A 14953-nucleotide genomic window follows, 5' to 3' on the forward strand; every position below is an offset into this window, starting at 1 on the left:
CTGCCGCTTCCGTTATGAGTGGGGGGTGGAGTCTGCTATCTCGTTGTTTTTCATGGCTACCCGCTCAGCTATCCTGAGAAAAGGCAGGTAGAAGAATACACCAAAGACAATGATGATCAACTGAACCACGACCGCCCGCCAGTCGCCTGCGGTGGCAAGCCAGGCGCTCAGCACCGGCGGCGTCGTCCAGGGGATCATCACCACGCAGCGCGACATCAGCCCCAGCGACGTACAACACCAGGCGAAAAAAATACCCATGGCAGGCAGCAGCACGAACGGGATCATCAGCGGCAGGTTAAACACAATCGGCAGGCCGAAAATCACCGGCTCATTGATGTTAAACAGCCCAGGCGAAATCGCGAGCCGGGCAACCTGTTTCGACGATTTTTGCCGCGCGAAGATGAAAATCGCGATAAGCAGCGACAGCGTGCTGCCGGTGCCGCCAATCATGCCGAAGGTGGGGACGAAAATATTATTGATGATGTGCGGAATAGGCTGCCCGTTGGCGAATGCCAGCATATTCTCGTTGGTGTTGATCAGTAAAAACGGCTCCAGCACCACGCTGTTGACCACCGACTGATGAATGCCGAGCGTGAAAAGGAAATTCCCGAAGCTGTAGATAAAAAGCGTACCCGGAAGGCTGGTGTTGATAAGCCGCAGCGGCTGCTGGATCAGCGTGGTGATGAGATGAATTAAATCAGTATGCAGCACGCCCGCCAGCAGCGCGGCGACAATGGCGAAACCAGAAAGCGTGAGAATCGTTGGAATCAAGGCGGAAAACGACTGGCCTACCGCAGGCGGCACATTCTCGCCAAGCGAAATATCCAGCGCGCGGATGGACGAGATGCGGATAAACACCTCAGTGGCGATAAGCCCGATCAACACGCCCGCAAAAATCCCAGTCGAGCCGATATTGGCGAAGGCCAACAGCTGCGTCACGCTAACGGCATGCTGCGCGCCTTCCGGCACCACGTTGAGGCGCAGCGGCATCATGATGATAAAACTGCACAGCGCGATAACCACGGCGGAAACGGGGTTGCCAAAGTTGCGGTTGCGCGCCAGCGCCCAGGCGATCATCGGGGCAATCAACAGTGCGGCAATGTTCAGCGTACCGTTAATGATGGCTTCCCCCCAGATCTTAAAGCGCGCCAGCGTCTCGCCCTCCAGCACCCACGGAAACACCACGTTATTGATCAGTACCGCCAGCCCGGCCAGGATAAAGACCGGCATCACCATCGCGAACGCGTCGCGAAGCGAGCGCAGATGCACCTGCCCCGCCAGACGCGCGGAGTAATCGACAAATTTCTCAACAAATGCCTGCATTTTCGGCGTTATGGTTGTTTGCGTCATCATTCAGCCTCTTCTCGTCGCCCGCCCCGCTCGCGCTACAGCGTCTCGCCGTTGCTGGCGATCGCCTGCTTCAGCCAGCCGTAGCTCTTTTTGGGAACACGTTTAAGATCTTTCAGATCATGGTTTTCACGATTGACGTAAACCACGCCGTAGCGCTTACGCATATCGCCCTGCGAACTGAGAATGTCGATAAGCCCCCAGCCGAGATAGCCCATGACCTGCGCGCCGTCCTCCGTTATCGCCGCTTTCATCGCGTTGATATGATCCCGGTGATACGCGATGCGGTAGTCGTCCTCAATCGGGTGAACGCCATCCCACTGCTCAATAACGCCGATGCCGTTTTCAATCGGAAAGACCGGCAGCCGCCAGTCGTTGTAATAGCGGGTAATCAGGGTGCGAAAACCGAGCGGATCGATCTGCCAGTTCCATTCGGTGGCCTTCAGCCACGGGTTGGGTTTATCGCCATACCGCAGCCAGTCGTTCACCGGCGCGTCATCAGGAATGGCGTCGCTGTCGAGCGTTTTGCTGGCGTAGTAGCTAAAGGCCATAAAGTCGTTTTTCATCTGTGCGAGTTGCACCAGATCGCCTGCCCGGAAGATATCGTCGAACCCTTCGCGCGCCACTACCGCCATTACCGACGGGCTGTAGCCCTGGCCTGCGAAAGCGCGCAGCAGATTCTGGTTCAGGAATTCGTCATACTGCTGGGCGCAAAAAATATCGCGCGGCTTGCAAGTGGCCGGATAGATAAGCTGATGCGCCAGCATGCCGCCCATCAGCGCGCCGGGGAATTGCTGATGCAGGTAGTGCGTCAACTGACAGTGCGCCATCATCACGTGATGCTGGATTTGATACAGCTCGCGCAGCGTTTTATCGCCCTGCAAATAGCCGCTTACCCGGAACGCTTCCGGCATGTGATAGATGTTTTGCTCGTTAAACGTCAGCCAGTATTTCACCCGACCGCCGAAGCAGTCGATCATCTTCTGCCCGTAGCGTACAAAAGCGTCCATCACGCGCCGGTCCATAAAGCCGTTATATTTCTGCGCCAGCGCCAGCGGCATATCGAAGTGATACAGGCAGATCATCGGCGCGATGCCGCGGGCGAGAAGGCCGTCGATAAAGCGTTCATAAAAGGCGATGCCTTGCGGGTTAAACTCCCCGTCGCCCTCCGGGCAGACGCGGCTCCAGGCTATCTGGAAGCGGTAGCAGTTCATGCCCAGATCGGCCATCAGGTCGAAATCCTCTTCATAGCGGTGATAGCTGTCGGTCGCCACTTTCCAGTCTGAGGCAAATTCGCTCGCCTCGCGTATGTCATACACCGACGGGCCTTTGCCGTCTTCATTCCAGGCGCCTTCCGTCTGCATGCTGGAAACCGAATTACCCCACAGAAAACCGTCCGGCAGCGTGTGAGTCATCATTTTTCTCCTGTCGCTTTCATGTAAAGTCATAGTTTTAATATGACTAGTCATATAACTAACCGCCGTTCGGTGCCAACGCGCAGGTGATTAATTTGCGAACAATCTCGTAAAAAAAAACCGTCGGGAATGGCGATGAAAAAAAATGTGCGTCAGCGCACGGCAGAAAAAAGCGGTGAGTTTTCACTCACCGCTTTGCGAAGGAGAAACAGGGAAAATCGCAGGTTCAGCCGCGCGGCGCGGGGCCAAAGACGTCGTAATCCGGCAGGCGAACGTTCTGATACGGCTCCCAGCCGCCGCCCAGGGCTTTGTAGAGCGCCACGAGATCCAGGCTGCTCTGCACCCGCGCCTGCGCGCGCTGCTGCTCGGCCTGCGCTAGCTGGCGCTGGGCGTCGAGAACTTCAATGAACGTGGCGATGCCTTTGCGATAGCTGTCGCTCGCCAGTTCGAACGAGGTTTGCAGCGCGTCCAGGGTTTTCTCAAGCCCCGCCTCGCGCTGTTGGTCGGTGCGGTAGCTTACCAGCGCATTTTCCACGTCGCTTAACGCCGTCAGCACCGTCTGGCGATACTGTAAGGCCGCCGCGCCCTGCTCCGCGCGGGTCAGTTTCACGCTGGAGACCAGCCGCCCGCCCTGGAAAATGGGAATCGACACTTGCGGGCCGAAGCTGTAAAAGTGGCTGCTCCAGTCGGTCAGGTAGTTGGTTTCGCTGTTACGCATCCCAAACTGACCGGAGAGCGACAGGCTCGGAAAGAGCTGCGCCACCGACACGCCGATTTGGGCGGTGGCGGCATGGAGCCGCGCCTCGGCTTCGCGCACATCAGGGCGACGGCGCGCCAGCGTCGACGGAATGCCTACCGGCACGATTTCAGGCAACGCCGGTAGCGGCTGCGCGGCCTGCAATTCGGCGTCGAGCGCGCCCGGCGGCTTGCCAAGCAGCACCGCCAGCCCGTTCATCGCCTGACGCTCCTGCGCCTGATACTGCGGCAGCTGCGCCTGGAGCGTGCCGAGCTGGGCGCGGGCGTTTTCCACATCCAGCTGCGGCGACAACCCGCTTTGCTGGCGGCTTTCGGTCAGCTCCAGCGTCTGCTGCGCCGAGGCTATTTGTTGATTCATAGTAGCGAGAATGCTCTGCGCGCCGCGCAGTTGCAGCCAGGCGCGCGCCACTTCGGCTTCGAGCGAGACCAGCGCGTCGTTGCGCTGCTCAATCGCCGCTTTTTGCTGCGCGTCTGCGGCCTCTACCTGACGGCGCACTTTGCCCCACAGATCGATTTCCCACTGCGCGTCAAAGCTGCCCTGGTACAGATTAATGGGCTGCGTCAGCGGCCCGAGCGCCGAACTGATTTGCGGATCGACATTATTGAGCTGCCCATAGACATCATGCGATTTCAGCTCGCCTTCCAGCCCAAGCTGCTGGCGCGTGGCGCGCAGGTTGCCGTTGACCGCCGGGAAAAAAGCGCCGCCCGCCTGATTTATCTGCTCGCGGGCGCCCGCGATACGCAGCACGGTTTGCTGTAGCGATAAGTTACCGGCGATGGCGCGTTCAATCAGGCTGTCGAGCTGCGGCGATTTAAAGGTGCGCCACCAGCGCGGATCCGGCGCGGTGTTGCGCGCCTTAGATGCCACATCCGGCGCGTTCTGCCGGGCCGTTTCGCCAAAGGCGCCCGGCGTGACGGGCGAAGGCGGCTGGTAATCGGGGCCGACCGCGCAGCCGGCCAGCAGCAGCGCGAGCGCCGTCAGTGATAAGGGGAAGGTCACTCTCCCGGACATATTAATGTGCTCCTGCGGAGCCTTCGCTCTTGATGGGCGAAAGCAATAAACAAAACGGAATCAACAGGATTGCCACCACGCTCAGCATCGTGAATACGTCGACATACGCGAGGATGCGCGACTGGGCAATCATGGTTTTATAAAGCTGCCCGGTGGCGATGCTGGTCGGGTCGCCAAGCTGCGCGGTGAAATTGCGCACCGCCTCGGCGCCGCTGCGTATCGCCTGCTGGAACTGTTCGTCAAAAGGCGTCATGTGCGCGCTCAGATGGGCGCTCTGCACCTGCGCACGCTCGGTAATCGCGGCGGTGGAGAGTGAAATTCCTATCGAGCCCGCGACGTTGCGGAACATCGTAAACAGCGCCGCCGCGTCGGCGTTCAGCCGCTGCGGAATGGTGACGAACGCAATCGTAGTAAGCGGCACAAATAAGAAGCCAAGCCCGACAGACTGCGCGCTGCGCATCAGCACCAGCGTTTCGAAATCGACGTTCGGCACCAGATTGCGCGACCAGAAAAATGACACGCCAAGACAGAGAAAGCCGAACGCGATGATCCAGCGGGTCTGCACCAGCGGCATCAGCTTCAGCACAATCGGAATGGTAAAGACGATAAGCACCGCGCCGGGCGAAAGTATCAGCCCCGACCAGGTGGCGGTATAGCCGAGATCCTGCTGCGCGAGCTGAGGGATAACCACCGAGCTGCCGTAGAGGATCAATGCCATGCCCGCCATCAGCACGCTGGAGACGGCGAAGTTTTTATCCCGCACGCAATGCAGATCCACCACCGGACGGCGGGTATAGATAAGCCAGTAAATCGCGCCGACAATCCCGATAAGCGTCAGCACCGCGAAGGTGCGGATAAAATCGGACGCAAACCAGTCTTCGTCTTCACCGCGATCGAGCATCACCTGAAGGCAGCCGAGCCCCAGCGCGATAAGCCCGATGCCCGTCCAGTCCACCGGGATTTTCTCCTCGGACTTTTTCTCCCACGGCGGATCTTCCAGCAACTGATACACCGCCAGCACGCAGACGATGCCGACCGGAATATTGATAAAAAAGACCCAGCGCCAGGAGTAGTTATCGGTTATCCAGCCGCCAAGCGTCGGGCCGAGCACCGGGGCGACGATAATCGCAATGGAAGAAAGCCCGAACGCCTTGCCGCGATCTTCCGGCTTAAAGTAATCCAGCAGCACCGACTGCTGGGTCGGCTGGAGGCCGCCGCCGAAAAAGCCCTGCAAAATACGAAACAGAATAATTTGCCAGAGTTCGGTGGCGATGCCGCACAGGAACGAGCAGACGGTAAACATCACGATGCAAATAAGGAAAAACTGTTTGCGCCCGAACAGCCGGCTGAAGAACGCCGACAGCGGCAGCACGATGCCGTTCGCCACCAGATACGAGGTCAGGACCCACGTGGATTCGGAATAGCTCGACGACAGCGACCCGGCGATGTGGGGCAGCGCCACGTTGACGATGGTGGTGTCCAGGATCTCCATAAACACCGCGATCGTCACAACTATCGCGACGGACCAGGGGTTGCTGGCCGGGCGCCAGCCGCTGTGGGCCTGCTCGCTCATTCCACCGTCACCTCAGGCTCGACGGACAGCCCCAGCGGCAGCGGCTGGTTCCAGTTCTCAAGGCCTTTGTCGATAACGATTTTCACCGGCACGCGCTGGACGATTTTCACAAAGTTGCCGGTGGCGTTTTCCGCCGGGAACGCCGAGAAGCGCGAGCCGCTGCCCTGCTGAATGCTCTCAACATGGCCCTGAAGTTCGAGATCGGGAAACGCGTCCACCGAGATTTCAACGTTATCGCCAGGGCGCATCCGCTCAAGCTGCGACTCTTTAAAGTTCGCCACCACCCAGATGTCAGGCGACACGATCGAAAAGAGCGCGCTGCCTGCCTGCACCAGCGTACCGTTCTGCACGTTACGCTTAGTGACGTAGCCATCGAACGGCGCGCGCACTTCGGTATAAGAGAGATTCAGCTCGGCCGTTTGCAGCTGCGCGCGGGCCTGCGCCACCTGGCTCTGGCGGGCTTCCACGTTGGTTTCCTGCTGACGGATTTGCAGTTGCACCTGTTCGGCGACGTCCAGTTGCGCCTGCGCGTTGGCAAGCCCCGCTTCGGCGCTGCGCAACTGCGCGCTGGCGGCGTCGATGTTTTGTTTTGAGGTGGCGCGAGGGTCAACGCCGCGCTGGCGCTGATATTCGGCGCGGGCGTTGGCAAGCTCCGCCTGCGCGCGCAGCACCTGAGCTTTCGCCTGGTCACGCTGGGCCGGATACTGCACTTTAGCGAGCGCCAGTTGCGCCTGCGCCTGGTGCAGTTGCGACTCGGCAAGCGAAAGCTGCGCCTGGGCCTGATCGCGCTGCGCGGTGGCGTCGCGCGGGTCGATGACGACCAGCAGATCGCCTTTTTTCACCCGCTGGTTATCTTTGACGCGCAGCTCAGTGACATAACCCGCCACTTTCGGGGCGACGGTCACGGCGTCGCCATCGATAAAGGCGTCGTCGGTGGTTTCAAGGTTGCGGGTCATAAACCACCAGATGATGGCCCCGATAACCATAATGATGACAACGATGCCGAGGATAATCAGCGGCTTTTTGCCAGGGCGCTTGCGGGTTTCTCCCTCGCCTTTCCTGCTGCCCTTGCCGTTATCCTCGTTTTTGCTGTTATCGTCTTGTGGGTCCTGACGTTTCTCTTCGTCAGCGTTGTTATTGTGATTTTCCGCCATAGTTCAGCAACAGTCCTGTAAGTTAACACCATCACAAAATACCGTTTACTAAACTTAGGAGCAGTCTATACATTTGCCAGGAAAAACTGACAAATTAGCATTATCTGAGAAAGAGCCCCCAGAGCAGCGCATAACCCACCAGCGCCGACCAGACGAGCAGCGGCAGCGAGTAGAGATGAAAGCGCCACCAGATGCGGCGGTCGGCCGCCATACGCAGCGCAATCAGGTTCGCCAGCGAGCCGGGCAGCAGCCCAAATCCGCCGATATTGACCGCCCAGGCGAGCAGCGTCGTCGGCGGTACGTAATTAAGCAGCAAAATGGTGGACGGCACATTGCTGATAAACTGCGACAGGCCGATGCCCAGCGCGTACAGCCCCGCGGGCGGCAACTGCGAAACATGATGCAGGCTGGCGGTCAGCGCAGGCAGTTGAGTCAGCAGATGCACATCGATAAACATCGCCACGAAGACCAGCAGCAGGCTCCAGTCAATGCTGATAAGCACCCGGCGCGCCACCAGCAGGAACCCGGCCGCCACCAGCGCCAGCCCCCACAGCGCGACATTTAGCTCCAGCGCGGTTAAGAACACGACATAAAACGCAAGGCAGCTCCAGACCAGACGCGGCTGCCAGTCGTGCTGTTTATCGTGCGACTGATAATGCAGCGCCTTCGCCGGGAAGCAAAACCAGCAGAGCAGCAGCAGGCTTAGCATCAGCGCCAGCGCGAGGGGCGCCATATGCAAAATAAACGTCCCGAACGCGAGGCCGGAGCGGCCCCATAACAGAATATTTTGCGGGTTGCCGATGGGCGTCAGCAGCGAACCGGCATTCACCGCCAGCGCTTCAAAAATAATGAGGCGATTAACCGGAATGGCGCACAGCTTTTTCAGCGTCAGCGTCAGCGGCACCACGATAAACAGCGCCACGTCGTTAGTTAAAAAGGTGGAGAGGAGCGCGGCCGCGCAGACCAGAAAGAGCGCGAGGCTGCGCTCCGTCGAAAAGCGCCGCACCAGACGGCGGCCCAGAACGTCAAAATAACCGCTGAGCTCAACACCTTTGGTCAGCATCATCAGCCCCGCAAGGGTAATAATGGTGCGCCAGTCCACCGCCTGCGGCCACGCCCGCGGCGCGAAAGGCACAAAAAAGCACAGTATCGCGCCGGTTATCAGTAAAAGCTGGAAAAACCTGTCGTGCAGAAAAGGACGCGCGAGGCGACGTAACATGATTATTCGAATCCGTTTTGCTGACTGAAACGGCGAAAGACCTCAAGCGTCTCTTCGCTGACATGGTGTTCCATCCCTTCGGCGTCGCGGCGCGCGGTATCCGGATTCACGCCCAGCGCCAGCAGGAAATTTTCAACGATCTGATGCCGCTCGCGGCTCTGCTGCGCCAGCGTTTCGCCTTCCGGCGTCAGAAACACGCCGCGCCACGGGATCTGCTCAATCAGCCCCACCGACGCGAGACGCTTAAGCATTTTCGCAACGGTCGGCTGCGATACGCCAAGACGCGCCGCCATATCGACCTGTCGCGCTTCGCCCACTTCGCGAATGAGATCGGAAATCAGCTCCACGTAATCGTCGATAAGCTCGCGGCGGTGGGCTTCACGCACCTGGCGAAACCCCTCAACATGTTCTTCGACATTGACCAGCTGCGTCACTTTCATGCTGCTCTGCTTACCTGCCCGACGGCTCATTAATACTTCCTCATTACAGTGGCGCGATACGGTTAACGCTGTCTGCGGGCCATTGTAAACCACAGCTGTGCCAGTACAAAAAATTAACGCGTTAGCCATAGCTATATAACATAGCCTGTGCTATATCTGTATGTAATGCGAACAGTCGAGAGGTTTTCAGGCTGTGAGACGCGGAGGTGTGTTATGAACGAATTAGTGAGGTGTCTGACCGTGTTTACTCACTCCCCTTTTCAGGTGCGGCTGCGGCTGCTGAATATGCTGTGCGATATGTTTAATCCGAAACCCCAGCCGGAGCAGGACGATAACGGGCAAAAATAAGTTGCCTCTTCCCCCCCGGCGTTTGCCATTTTTTCTTCATCTTTCTGCGTTATCCTGAGCCCTGGCGCTCCTCACGTTGGCTTTAATCTCCTCTTTTGGCGAAATTTGCAGCCTTTCTCGCAAACTAGTTGGTTTCACCCCGTTGCTATTCTTGCCGTGCGGCTCTATCTTCTTGCAGCCCTGCTCTTACGACGATACCGAATGCGGATCTCCCTCCCTTCTGGTCCAGCACTCTGGCGGGCGAATACCTTTGACGCCAGGGTTTGCGCATGGCGTTTCGTTGAATCCGTACTATGAATCTAACGCTAAAAAATACTCTTGCTGCACGCGGCATCGCTCTCGATCCGTGGATTGGCTTCTATTTTCTGCAATCGTTATTAATTAATTTCGCTCTGGGTTATGAATTCAGCCTGCTGTACGCCGTCGCGTTTTGCTGCGTCCTGCTGCTGCTGTGGAAAACCGCGCCGCGCGCGCAAAAAGGGCTTTTAGCCCTCTGCTCTCTGGTGGCCGGGCTCTATTTTCCTTTCGGGCAGACCTACGGCGCGCCGAATTTCAACACGCTGCTGGCCATGCACGCCACCAACATGGAAGAGTCGACAGAGCTGCTGACGATTTTCCCGTGGTACAGCTATGTGGTGTCGCTGTTTATTTTTACGCTCGGCATTATCGCGGTGCGCCGCACGCCGCAGGGCCCTTCCCGCTGGCAGCCGTTTGACAGCCTCTGTCTTGCGGTCAGCGTGGTGAGTTTTTTCGTCACGCCGGTGCAAAACCAACTTTATGGCGGCGTATTCGCGCTGAAAGACAGCGGCTATCCGGTGTTTCGTTTCGTCAAAGACGTGGTGGTGAATAACCACGAAGTGCTGGAAGAGCAGCAACGCATGGAGGCGCTCTCTAAAATCAAAGACTCCTGGAACGTGCTGGCGGTCGCGCCGAAGTATCACACTTATGTGGTGGTCATCGGCGAGAGCGTACGTCGCGACGCGGTAGGCGCGTTTGGCGGCCAGTGGGATAACAGCCCGTTTGCGAGCCGCGTTAACGGTTATCTGTTTACCGATTACATCGCTGCCAGCGGGTCGACGCAGAAATCCCTGGGGCTGACGCTCAACCGCGTCGTCGATAATAAACCGCAGTATCAGGATAACTTCGTCACGCTCGCCAACCGCGCGGGTTTCCAGACCTGGTGGTTCTCCAATCAGGGACAGATTGGCGAATATGACACCGCTATCGCCAGCATCGCGAAGCGCGCCGATGAAGTGCAGTTTTTAAAAAGCGGCGATTTCGAGGCGGATAAAAACACGCGCGATGAAGCGCTGCTGAAGATGACGGCTCAGGTGCTGGCGACCCAGCGCCCACAGCCGCAGCTTATCGTGCTGCATCTGATGGGCTCGCACCCGCAGGCCTGCGACCGTACCCAGGGCAAATATGCGGAGTTTGTGCAGTCGAAAGAGACCTCCTGCTATCTCTACAGCATTCGCCAGACCGACGACCTCTTAAGCCAGCTTTACCAGCAGTTGCAAAACAGCGGGCAGAGCTTCTCGATGGTCTATTTTTCTGACCACGGCCTGGCCTTTAAAGAGCGCGGCAAAGCGGTGCAGTACCTGGCGCATGACGATAAATTCCAGCAAAATTTCCAGGTGCCGTTTATGGTGCTCTCAAGCGACGATAAAGCGCACCGGATTATCAAAGCACGGCGATCGGCCAATGATTTCCTGAGCTTTTTTGCGCAGTGGACGGGAATCAAAGTGAAAGAGATAGCGCCGAAATATAAATTTATTTCCGGGCAAAAGGCGGGGCCGGTCTTTGTGACTAACTTTAAACTCAACAAGGTGAGCTATGATCACCTCGGCACGGATCTGTTTGACGCGCGATCTCGTTAACGTAACCTGACGCGATGCGCAGATAAAAAAAATCCGCCCGTGGGCGGATTTTTTTATCACCGAAGTGATTAGAAGCGGTAACCTACGCCTGCGATCCAGGTGCCGATGTCGGTGTTACGCACACGGCTCTGCTCGTAGGAGAAGTCCAGAGCGACGTCCTGAACCGGGTTGAACTGCAGGCCTGCGCCGTAGGAGAAGCCGTAGTCGCTGGTGTCTGCTTTATCAACGCCGTTGGTAGCCTGTGCTTTGTCGTAACCCACACCCACTACGCCGTAGATGCTTGCCCAGTCGTTCAGACGGTAAGCCGGACCAGCAGTGATGCCGTAGTACTGGTTTTTGCCATATACGCCATCTTCAGTGCGATCTTTTTCGGTGTAGGTGAAGGAACCGATCACGCCCAGCGGGTTGGTGTCGTCGAACTCATAACGGTATTTCAGGTTGAAACCGTTCATTTTGTTCATTACGCCCTGCGCGTCGCTCTGTGCATAACCACCGGTAACGGTAGCGGTGCCAGCAACAGCAGAACCTGCGGAAACGGCCAGAACACAAGCCAGTGCTGAAAGACATGCAATTTTTTTCATAACCACCTCAAATGTGCTTCAAGTAAGTCCTAAGATTTAAATATATCAAAACCCAGCAGGAAACTCTTTGTTGTTCGCGTTGTCTAATGCGCTCTTTCCTGTAACAGAACGTTTCCGCCCGCGTCTATCCTGCTCAAAACGCTGGATTTTACCGGGCGGCCGTCATTATCGTCTCAGGCCAGGTCATACCGCATCCGGATTATTCCTAAACGCGATTGCGCATTTTTTGCGCTAACGCGAGTATGATAACGGTTAATCCCGGCGCGTTTATCAATGATTGCTCAACCACAATGCAGTTAAATACAGTAAGCTATCGCGTTTACTTATCTTTAACTTTTGCAGGTGCGCAGGATGCCGACGTTACCCCATAAGACCCCCATCTGGCTGCCCGTTGTGGTGCTCATCGTTGCGATGGCGTCGATTCAGAGCGGCGCTTCGCTTGCCAAATCCTTGTTCCCGCTGGTGGGCGCGCCCGGCGTCACCGCGCTGCGTCTGGCGCTCGGCACGCTGATTCTGGCCGTGGTGTTTAAACCCTGGCGACTGCGCTTTACCCGCAGTCAGCGGATGCCGTTGCTGGTGTATGGGCTGGCGCTGGGCGCGATGAACTACCTGTTTTATCTCTCCATTCGCACCGTGCCGCTGGGCATCGCCGTCGCGCTGGAGTTTACCGGCCCGCTGGCGGTGGCGCTGTTCGGCTCGCGCCGTCCGGTAGATTTTCTCTGGGTCGCGCTGGCGGTGCTTGGCCTGTGGTTTTTGCTGCCGCTGGGCCAGGACGTGACGCATGTCGATCCGCTCGGGGCCGCCTGCGCGTTAGGCGCGGGCGTTTGCTGGGCGATTTACATTATTGCCGGGCAAAAGGCCGGCGCGGAGCACGGCCCGGCTACCGTGGCCATCGGGTCGCTGATTGCGGCAGTGGTGTTTGTGCCCATTGGCGCGGTGGCGGCAGGCGAAGCGCTCTGGCACTGGTCAGTGTTGCCCGTCGGGCTTGGGATCGCCATCCTTTCTACCGCGCTCCCCTACTCACTGGAGATGACGGCGCTCACGCGTCTGCCCACGCGTACATTCGGTACGCTAATGAGTATGGAGCCTGCGCTGGCGGCGTTTACCGGCATGATCTTTCTTGGCGAGACGCTGACGCTGGTGCAATGGCTGGCGCTGCTGTCGATAATTATCGCCTCGGTCGGCTCGACCCTGACGCTCAGACGTGAAACGCAGATAAAAAGCCTCGATATTGATTAAAAAGAATAACTATTTTCCGGCACGGTTTATGCTGTGTCGGAATATCCTTTTTATGACAGTTTTAAGATATTTCCGCGTTGCGACTCATTCTCTTTTAAAATATTAACGCGCGCGCTTCGCCTTTAATCCTGCGCTGCTATTGCCACTATAAAAATACTTACAAAATTAGCCAACATGTTGTTCATAAAGAAAAAATTATAGCAAGCACCCCCTCGCTATTTATCTGATAGGTACAGCCTCGCCAGCAAACTCAAAACACGGTGCTATACTTAATTCCGTAATTTCCTGGGACACAATCATCAAGAGGATATGAAATTATGGGTACCGCTAAACTGGTTAAAACGAAGGCTTCCGACCTGCTCTACACACGTAATGATGTAGCAGACGGCGACAAAAAGGCCACCATCGAGCTGCTGAACCGCCAGGTGGTTAATTTCATTGACTTGTCGCTGATTACCAAACAGGCACACTGGAACATGCGCGGCGCGAACTTCATTGGCGTGCATGAAATGCTGGACGGCTTCCGTACCGCGCTGACCGGTCATATGGATACCATTGCTGAACGCGCTGTGCAGCTGGGCGGCGTGGCGCTGGGCACCACACAGGTGATCAACAGCAAGACCCCGCTGAAAAGCTATCCGCTGGACATCCACAGCGTTCAGGATCACCTGAAAGAGCTGGCCGATCGTTACGCTATCGTCGCGAACGACGTCCGTAAAGCTATCAGCGAAGCGCAGGATGAAGACACGGCGGATATCTTTACCGCCGCGTCCCGCGATCTGGATAAATTCCTGTGGTTTATCGAATCGAACATCGAATAACTCGCTGACGCTTCAGACGCTTTACTTATCAGGCCCTCTCCTCCGCGGAGGGGGCTTTGCACTAAAAGGGGGCATTGACTGCCCCGCTCCCGCCGCAAACGTTATCTATTTGTAATAATCCTCTCACACAATCGTTAATGAAAGATTGTTTTATCACCGCTTTTCAGGCTAAAAAGGCGACTGGCCCGACTGTCCGCCGCAACGCACTATTTTGGTGCGCCATCGTGGTGCAGAGCTGTGGGAAAAGCGCACAAATCGTGCAAACGGACTTTTGTCTTGCCTTTCAAAACAGCGGGTTGTAAAACTGGCATGATTTTTTCATGCAGCGCTACGTTCTTATCGGGGATCGCCCCGCGGATAAATAAAGGAAATGCTATGAAGTCTGTTTTTAAAGTTTCCCTGGCAGCCCTGACTCTGGCCTTTGCGGTCTCTTCTCAGGCGGCGGATAAGCTGGTTGTAGCAACCGACACCGCGTTTGTTCCCTTCGAATTTAAACAAGGCGATAAATATGTCGGCTTCGACGTCGACCTGTGGGCCGCTATCGCTAAAGAGCTGAAGCTCGATTACACCTTAAAACCGATGGATTTCAGCGGCATTATTCCTGCGCTGCAAACCAAAAACGTCGACGTGGCGCTGGCCGGCATCACCATCACGGATGAACGTAAAAAAGCGATCGACTTCTCCGACGGTTACTACACAAGCGGCCTGCTGGTGATGGTGAAAGCGAATAACAACGACGTGAAAAGCGTGAAAGATCTCGACGGTAAAGTCCTGGCAGTGAAGAGCGGCACCGGTTCCGTGGACTATGCAAAAGCCAACATCAAAACCAAAGATCTGCGCCAGTTCCCGAACATCGACAACGCGTACATGGAGCTTGGCACTAACCGTGCTGATGCCGTGCTGCACGATACCCCAAACATTCTCTACTTCATCAAAACCGCAGGCAACGGCCAGTTCAAAGCGGTAGGCGAGTCTCTGGCGGGCCAGCAGTATGGTATCGCGTTCCCGAAAGGCAGCGATGACCTGCGTAATAAAGTGAATGGCGCGCTGAAAAACCTGAAAGAGAACGGCACTTACAACGAAATCTACAAAAAATGGTTCGGCACTGAGCCAAAATAATTATTTTTATTGCGTCTCACCCTTCTCAGGGGCGACCTTTCGCCCCTGTTAT

Annotated in this window: 13 protein-coding genes; 5 read left to right on the top strand and 8 right to left on the bottom strand. The window is 56.8% G+C overall.

The genetic code is table 11. From position 1 onward, the window contains the following. Positions 1–12: 12 nt before the first annotated feature. From AB8W27_RS13645 to mntR, 7 genes are all read right to left on the bottom strand, one after another. A complete protein-coding gene (locus AB8W27_RS13645; RefSeq protein WP_041924139.1) occupies positions 13–1350 on the bottom strand; it encodes a PTS sugar transporter subunit IIC in 1338 nt (445 codons plus the stop codon). 35 nt (positions 1351–1385) lie between these two features. Further along, complete coding sequence (locus AB8W27_RS13650; protein ID WP_041923369.1) at positions 1386–2762, bottom strand: glycoside hydrolase family 1 protein; 1377 nt, start codon at positions 2760–2762, stop codon at positions 1386–1388. A gap of 226 nt (positions 2763–2988) precedes the next feature. Then, the gene (locus tag AB8W27_RS13655) at positions 2989–4530 is read right to left on the bottom strand and encodes an efflux transporter outer membrane subunit (RefSeq protein ID WP_041923368.1); all 1542 of its coding nucleotides are present in this window, start codon (positions 4528–4530) and stop codon (positions 2989–2991) included. Between the two features lies 1 nt (position 4531). After that, positions 4532–6103: a DHA2 family efflux MFS transporter permease subunit gene (locus AB8W27_RS13660; RefSeq protein WP_015740636.1), complete on the bottom strand. Its 1572-nt coding sequence runs from the start codon at positions 6101–6103 to the stop codon at positions 4532–4534. Continuing rightward, a complete protein-coding gene (locus tag AB8W27_RS13665; protein ID WP_041923367.1) occupies positions 6100–7257 on the bottom strand; it encodes an HlyD family secretion protein in 1158 nt (385 codons plus the stop codon). Before AB8W27_RS13665 ends, AB8W27_RS13660 begins: the two co-directional genes overlap by 4 nt. Before the next feature lie 100 nt (positions 7258–7357). Continuing rightward, complete coding sequence (locus AB8W27_RS13670) at positions 7358–8476, bottom strand: anion transporter (protein WP_015740635.1); 1119 nt, start codon at positions 8474–8476, stop codon at positions 7358–7360. A 2-nt stretch (positions 8477–8478) separates the two neighbouring features. Further along, a complete protein-coding gene (gene mntR, locus AB8W27_RS13675; protein WP_004388452.1) occupies positions 8479–8946 on the bottom strand; it encodes a manganese-binding transcriptional regulator MntR in 468 nt (155 codons plus the stop codon). 183 nt (positions 8947–9129) lie between these two features. Between mntR and mntS the strand changes: the two genes are divergently transcribed. Together mntS and AB8W27_RS13685 are read left to right on the top strand one after the other, a co-directional pair. After that, positions 9130–9264 (top strand): manganase accumulation protein MntS, encoded by a 135-nt coding sequence (gene mntS, locus AB8W27_RS13680; RefSeq protein WP_015740634.1) that lies wholly within the window; start codon positions 9130–9132, stop codon positions 9262–9264. Between the two features lie 293 nt (positions 9265–9557). After that, on the top strand, positions 9558–11141 hold the full coding sequence (locus tag AB8W27_RS13685) for a phosphoethanolamine transferase (protein ID WP_015740633.1): 1584 nt from the start codon (positions 9558–9560) through the stop codon (positions 11139–11141). Positions 11142–11209: 68 nt separating this feature from the next. Here the strand turns inward: AB8W27_RS13685 and ompX are convergent, their stop codons facing one another. After that, a complete protein-coding gene (gene ompX / locus AB8W27_RS13690) occupies positions 11210–11722 on the bottom strand; it encodes an outer membrane protein OmpX (protein ID WP_007707096.1) in 513 nt (170 codons plus the stop codon). Between the two features lie 351 nt (positions 11723–12073). Here ompX and rhtA point away from each other — a divergent pair, with 351 nt between their 5' ends. From rhtA to glnH, 3 genes are all read left to right on the top strand, one after another. Beyond that, positions 12074–12961, top strand: a complete 888-nt coding sequence (gene rhtA, locus AB8W27_RS13695) for a threonine/homoserine exporter RhtA (RefSeq protein WP_015740630.1) — start codon at positions 12074–12076, stop codon at positions 12959–12961. Between the two features lie 317 nt (positions 12962–13278). Continuing rightward, entirely contained in the window at positions 13279–13782 is a 504-nt protein-coding gene (dps, locus tag AB8W27_RS13700) for a DNA starvation/stationary phase protection protein Dps (protein WP_015740629.1), read from the top strand. A gap of 375 nt (positions 13783–14157) precedes the next feature. Next, complete coding sequence (glnH, locus tag AB8W27_RS13705; protein ID WP_041923366.1) at positions 14158–14901, top strand: glutamine ABC transporter substrate-binding protein GlnH; 744 nt, start codon at positions 14158–14160, stop codon at positions 14899–14901. The last annotated feature ends 52 nt before the right edge of the window (positions 14902–14953 follow it).

It is taken from the genome of Cronobacter turicensis, assembly GCF_041222865.1.
Lineage (GTDB): Bacteria > Pseudomonadota > Gammaproteobacteria > Enterobacterales > Enterobacteriaceae > Cronobacter > Cronobacter turicensis.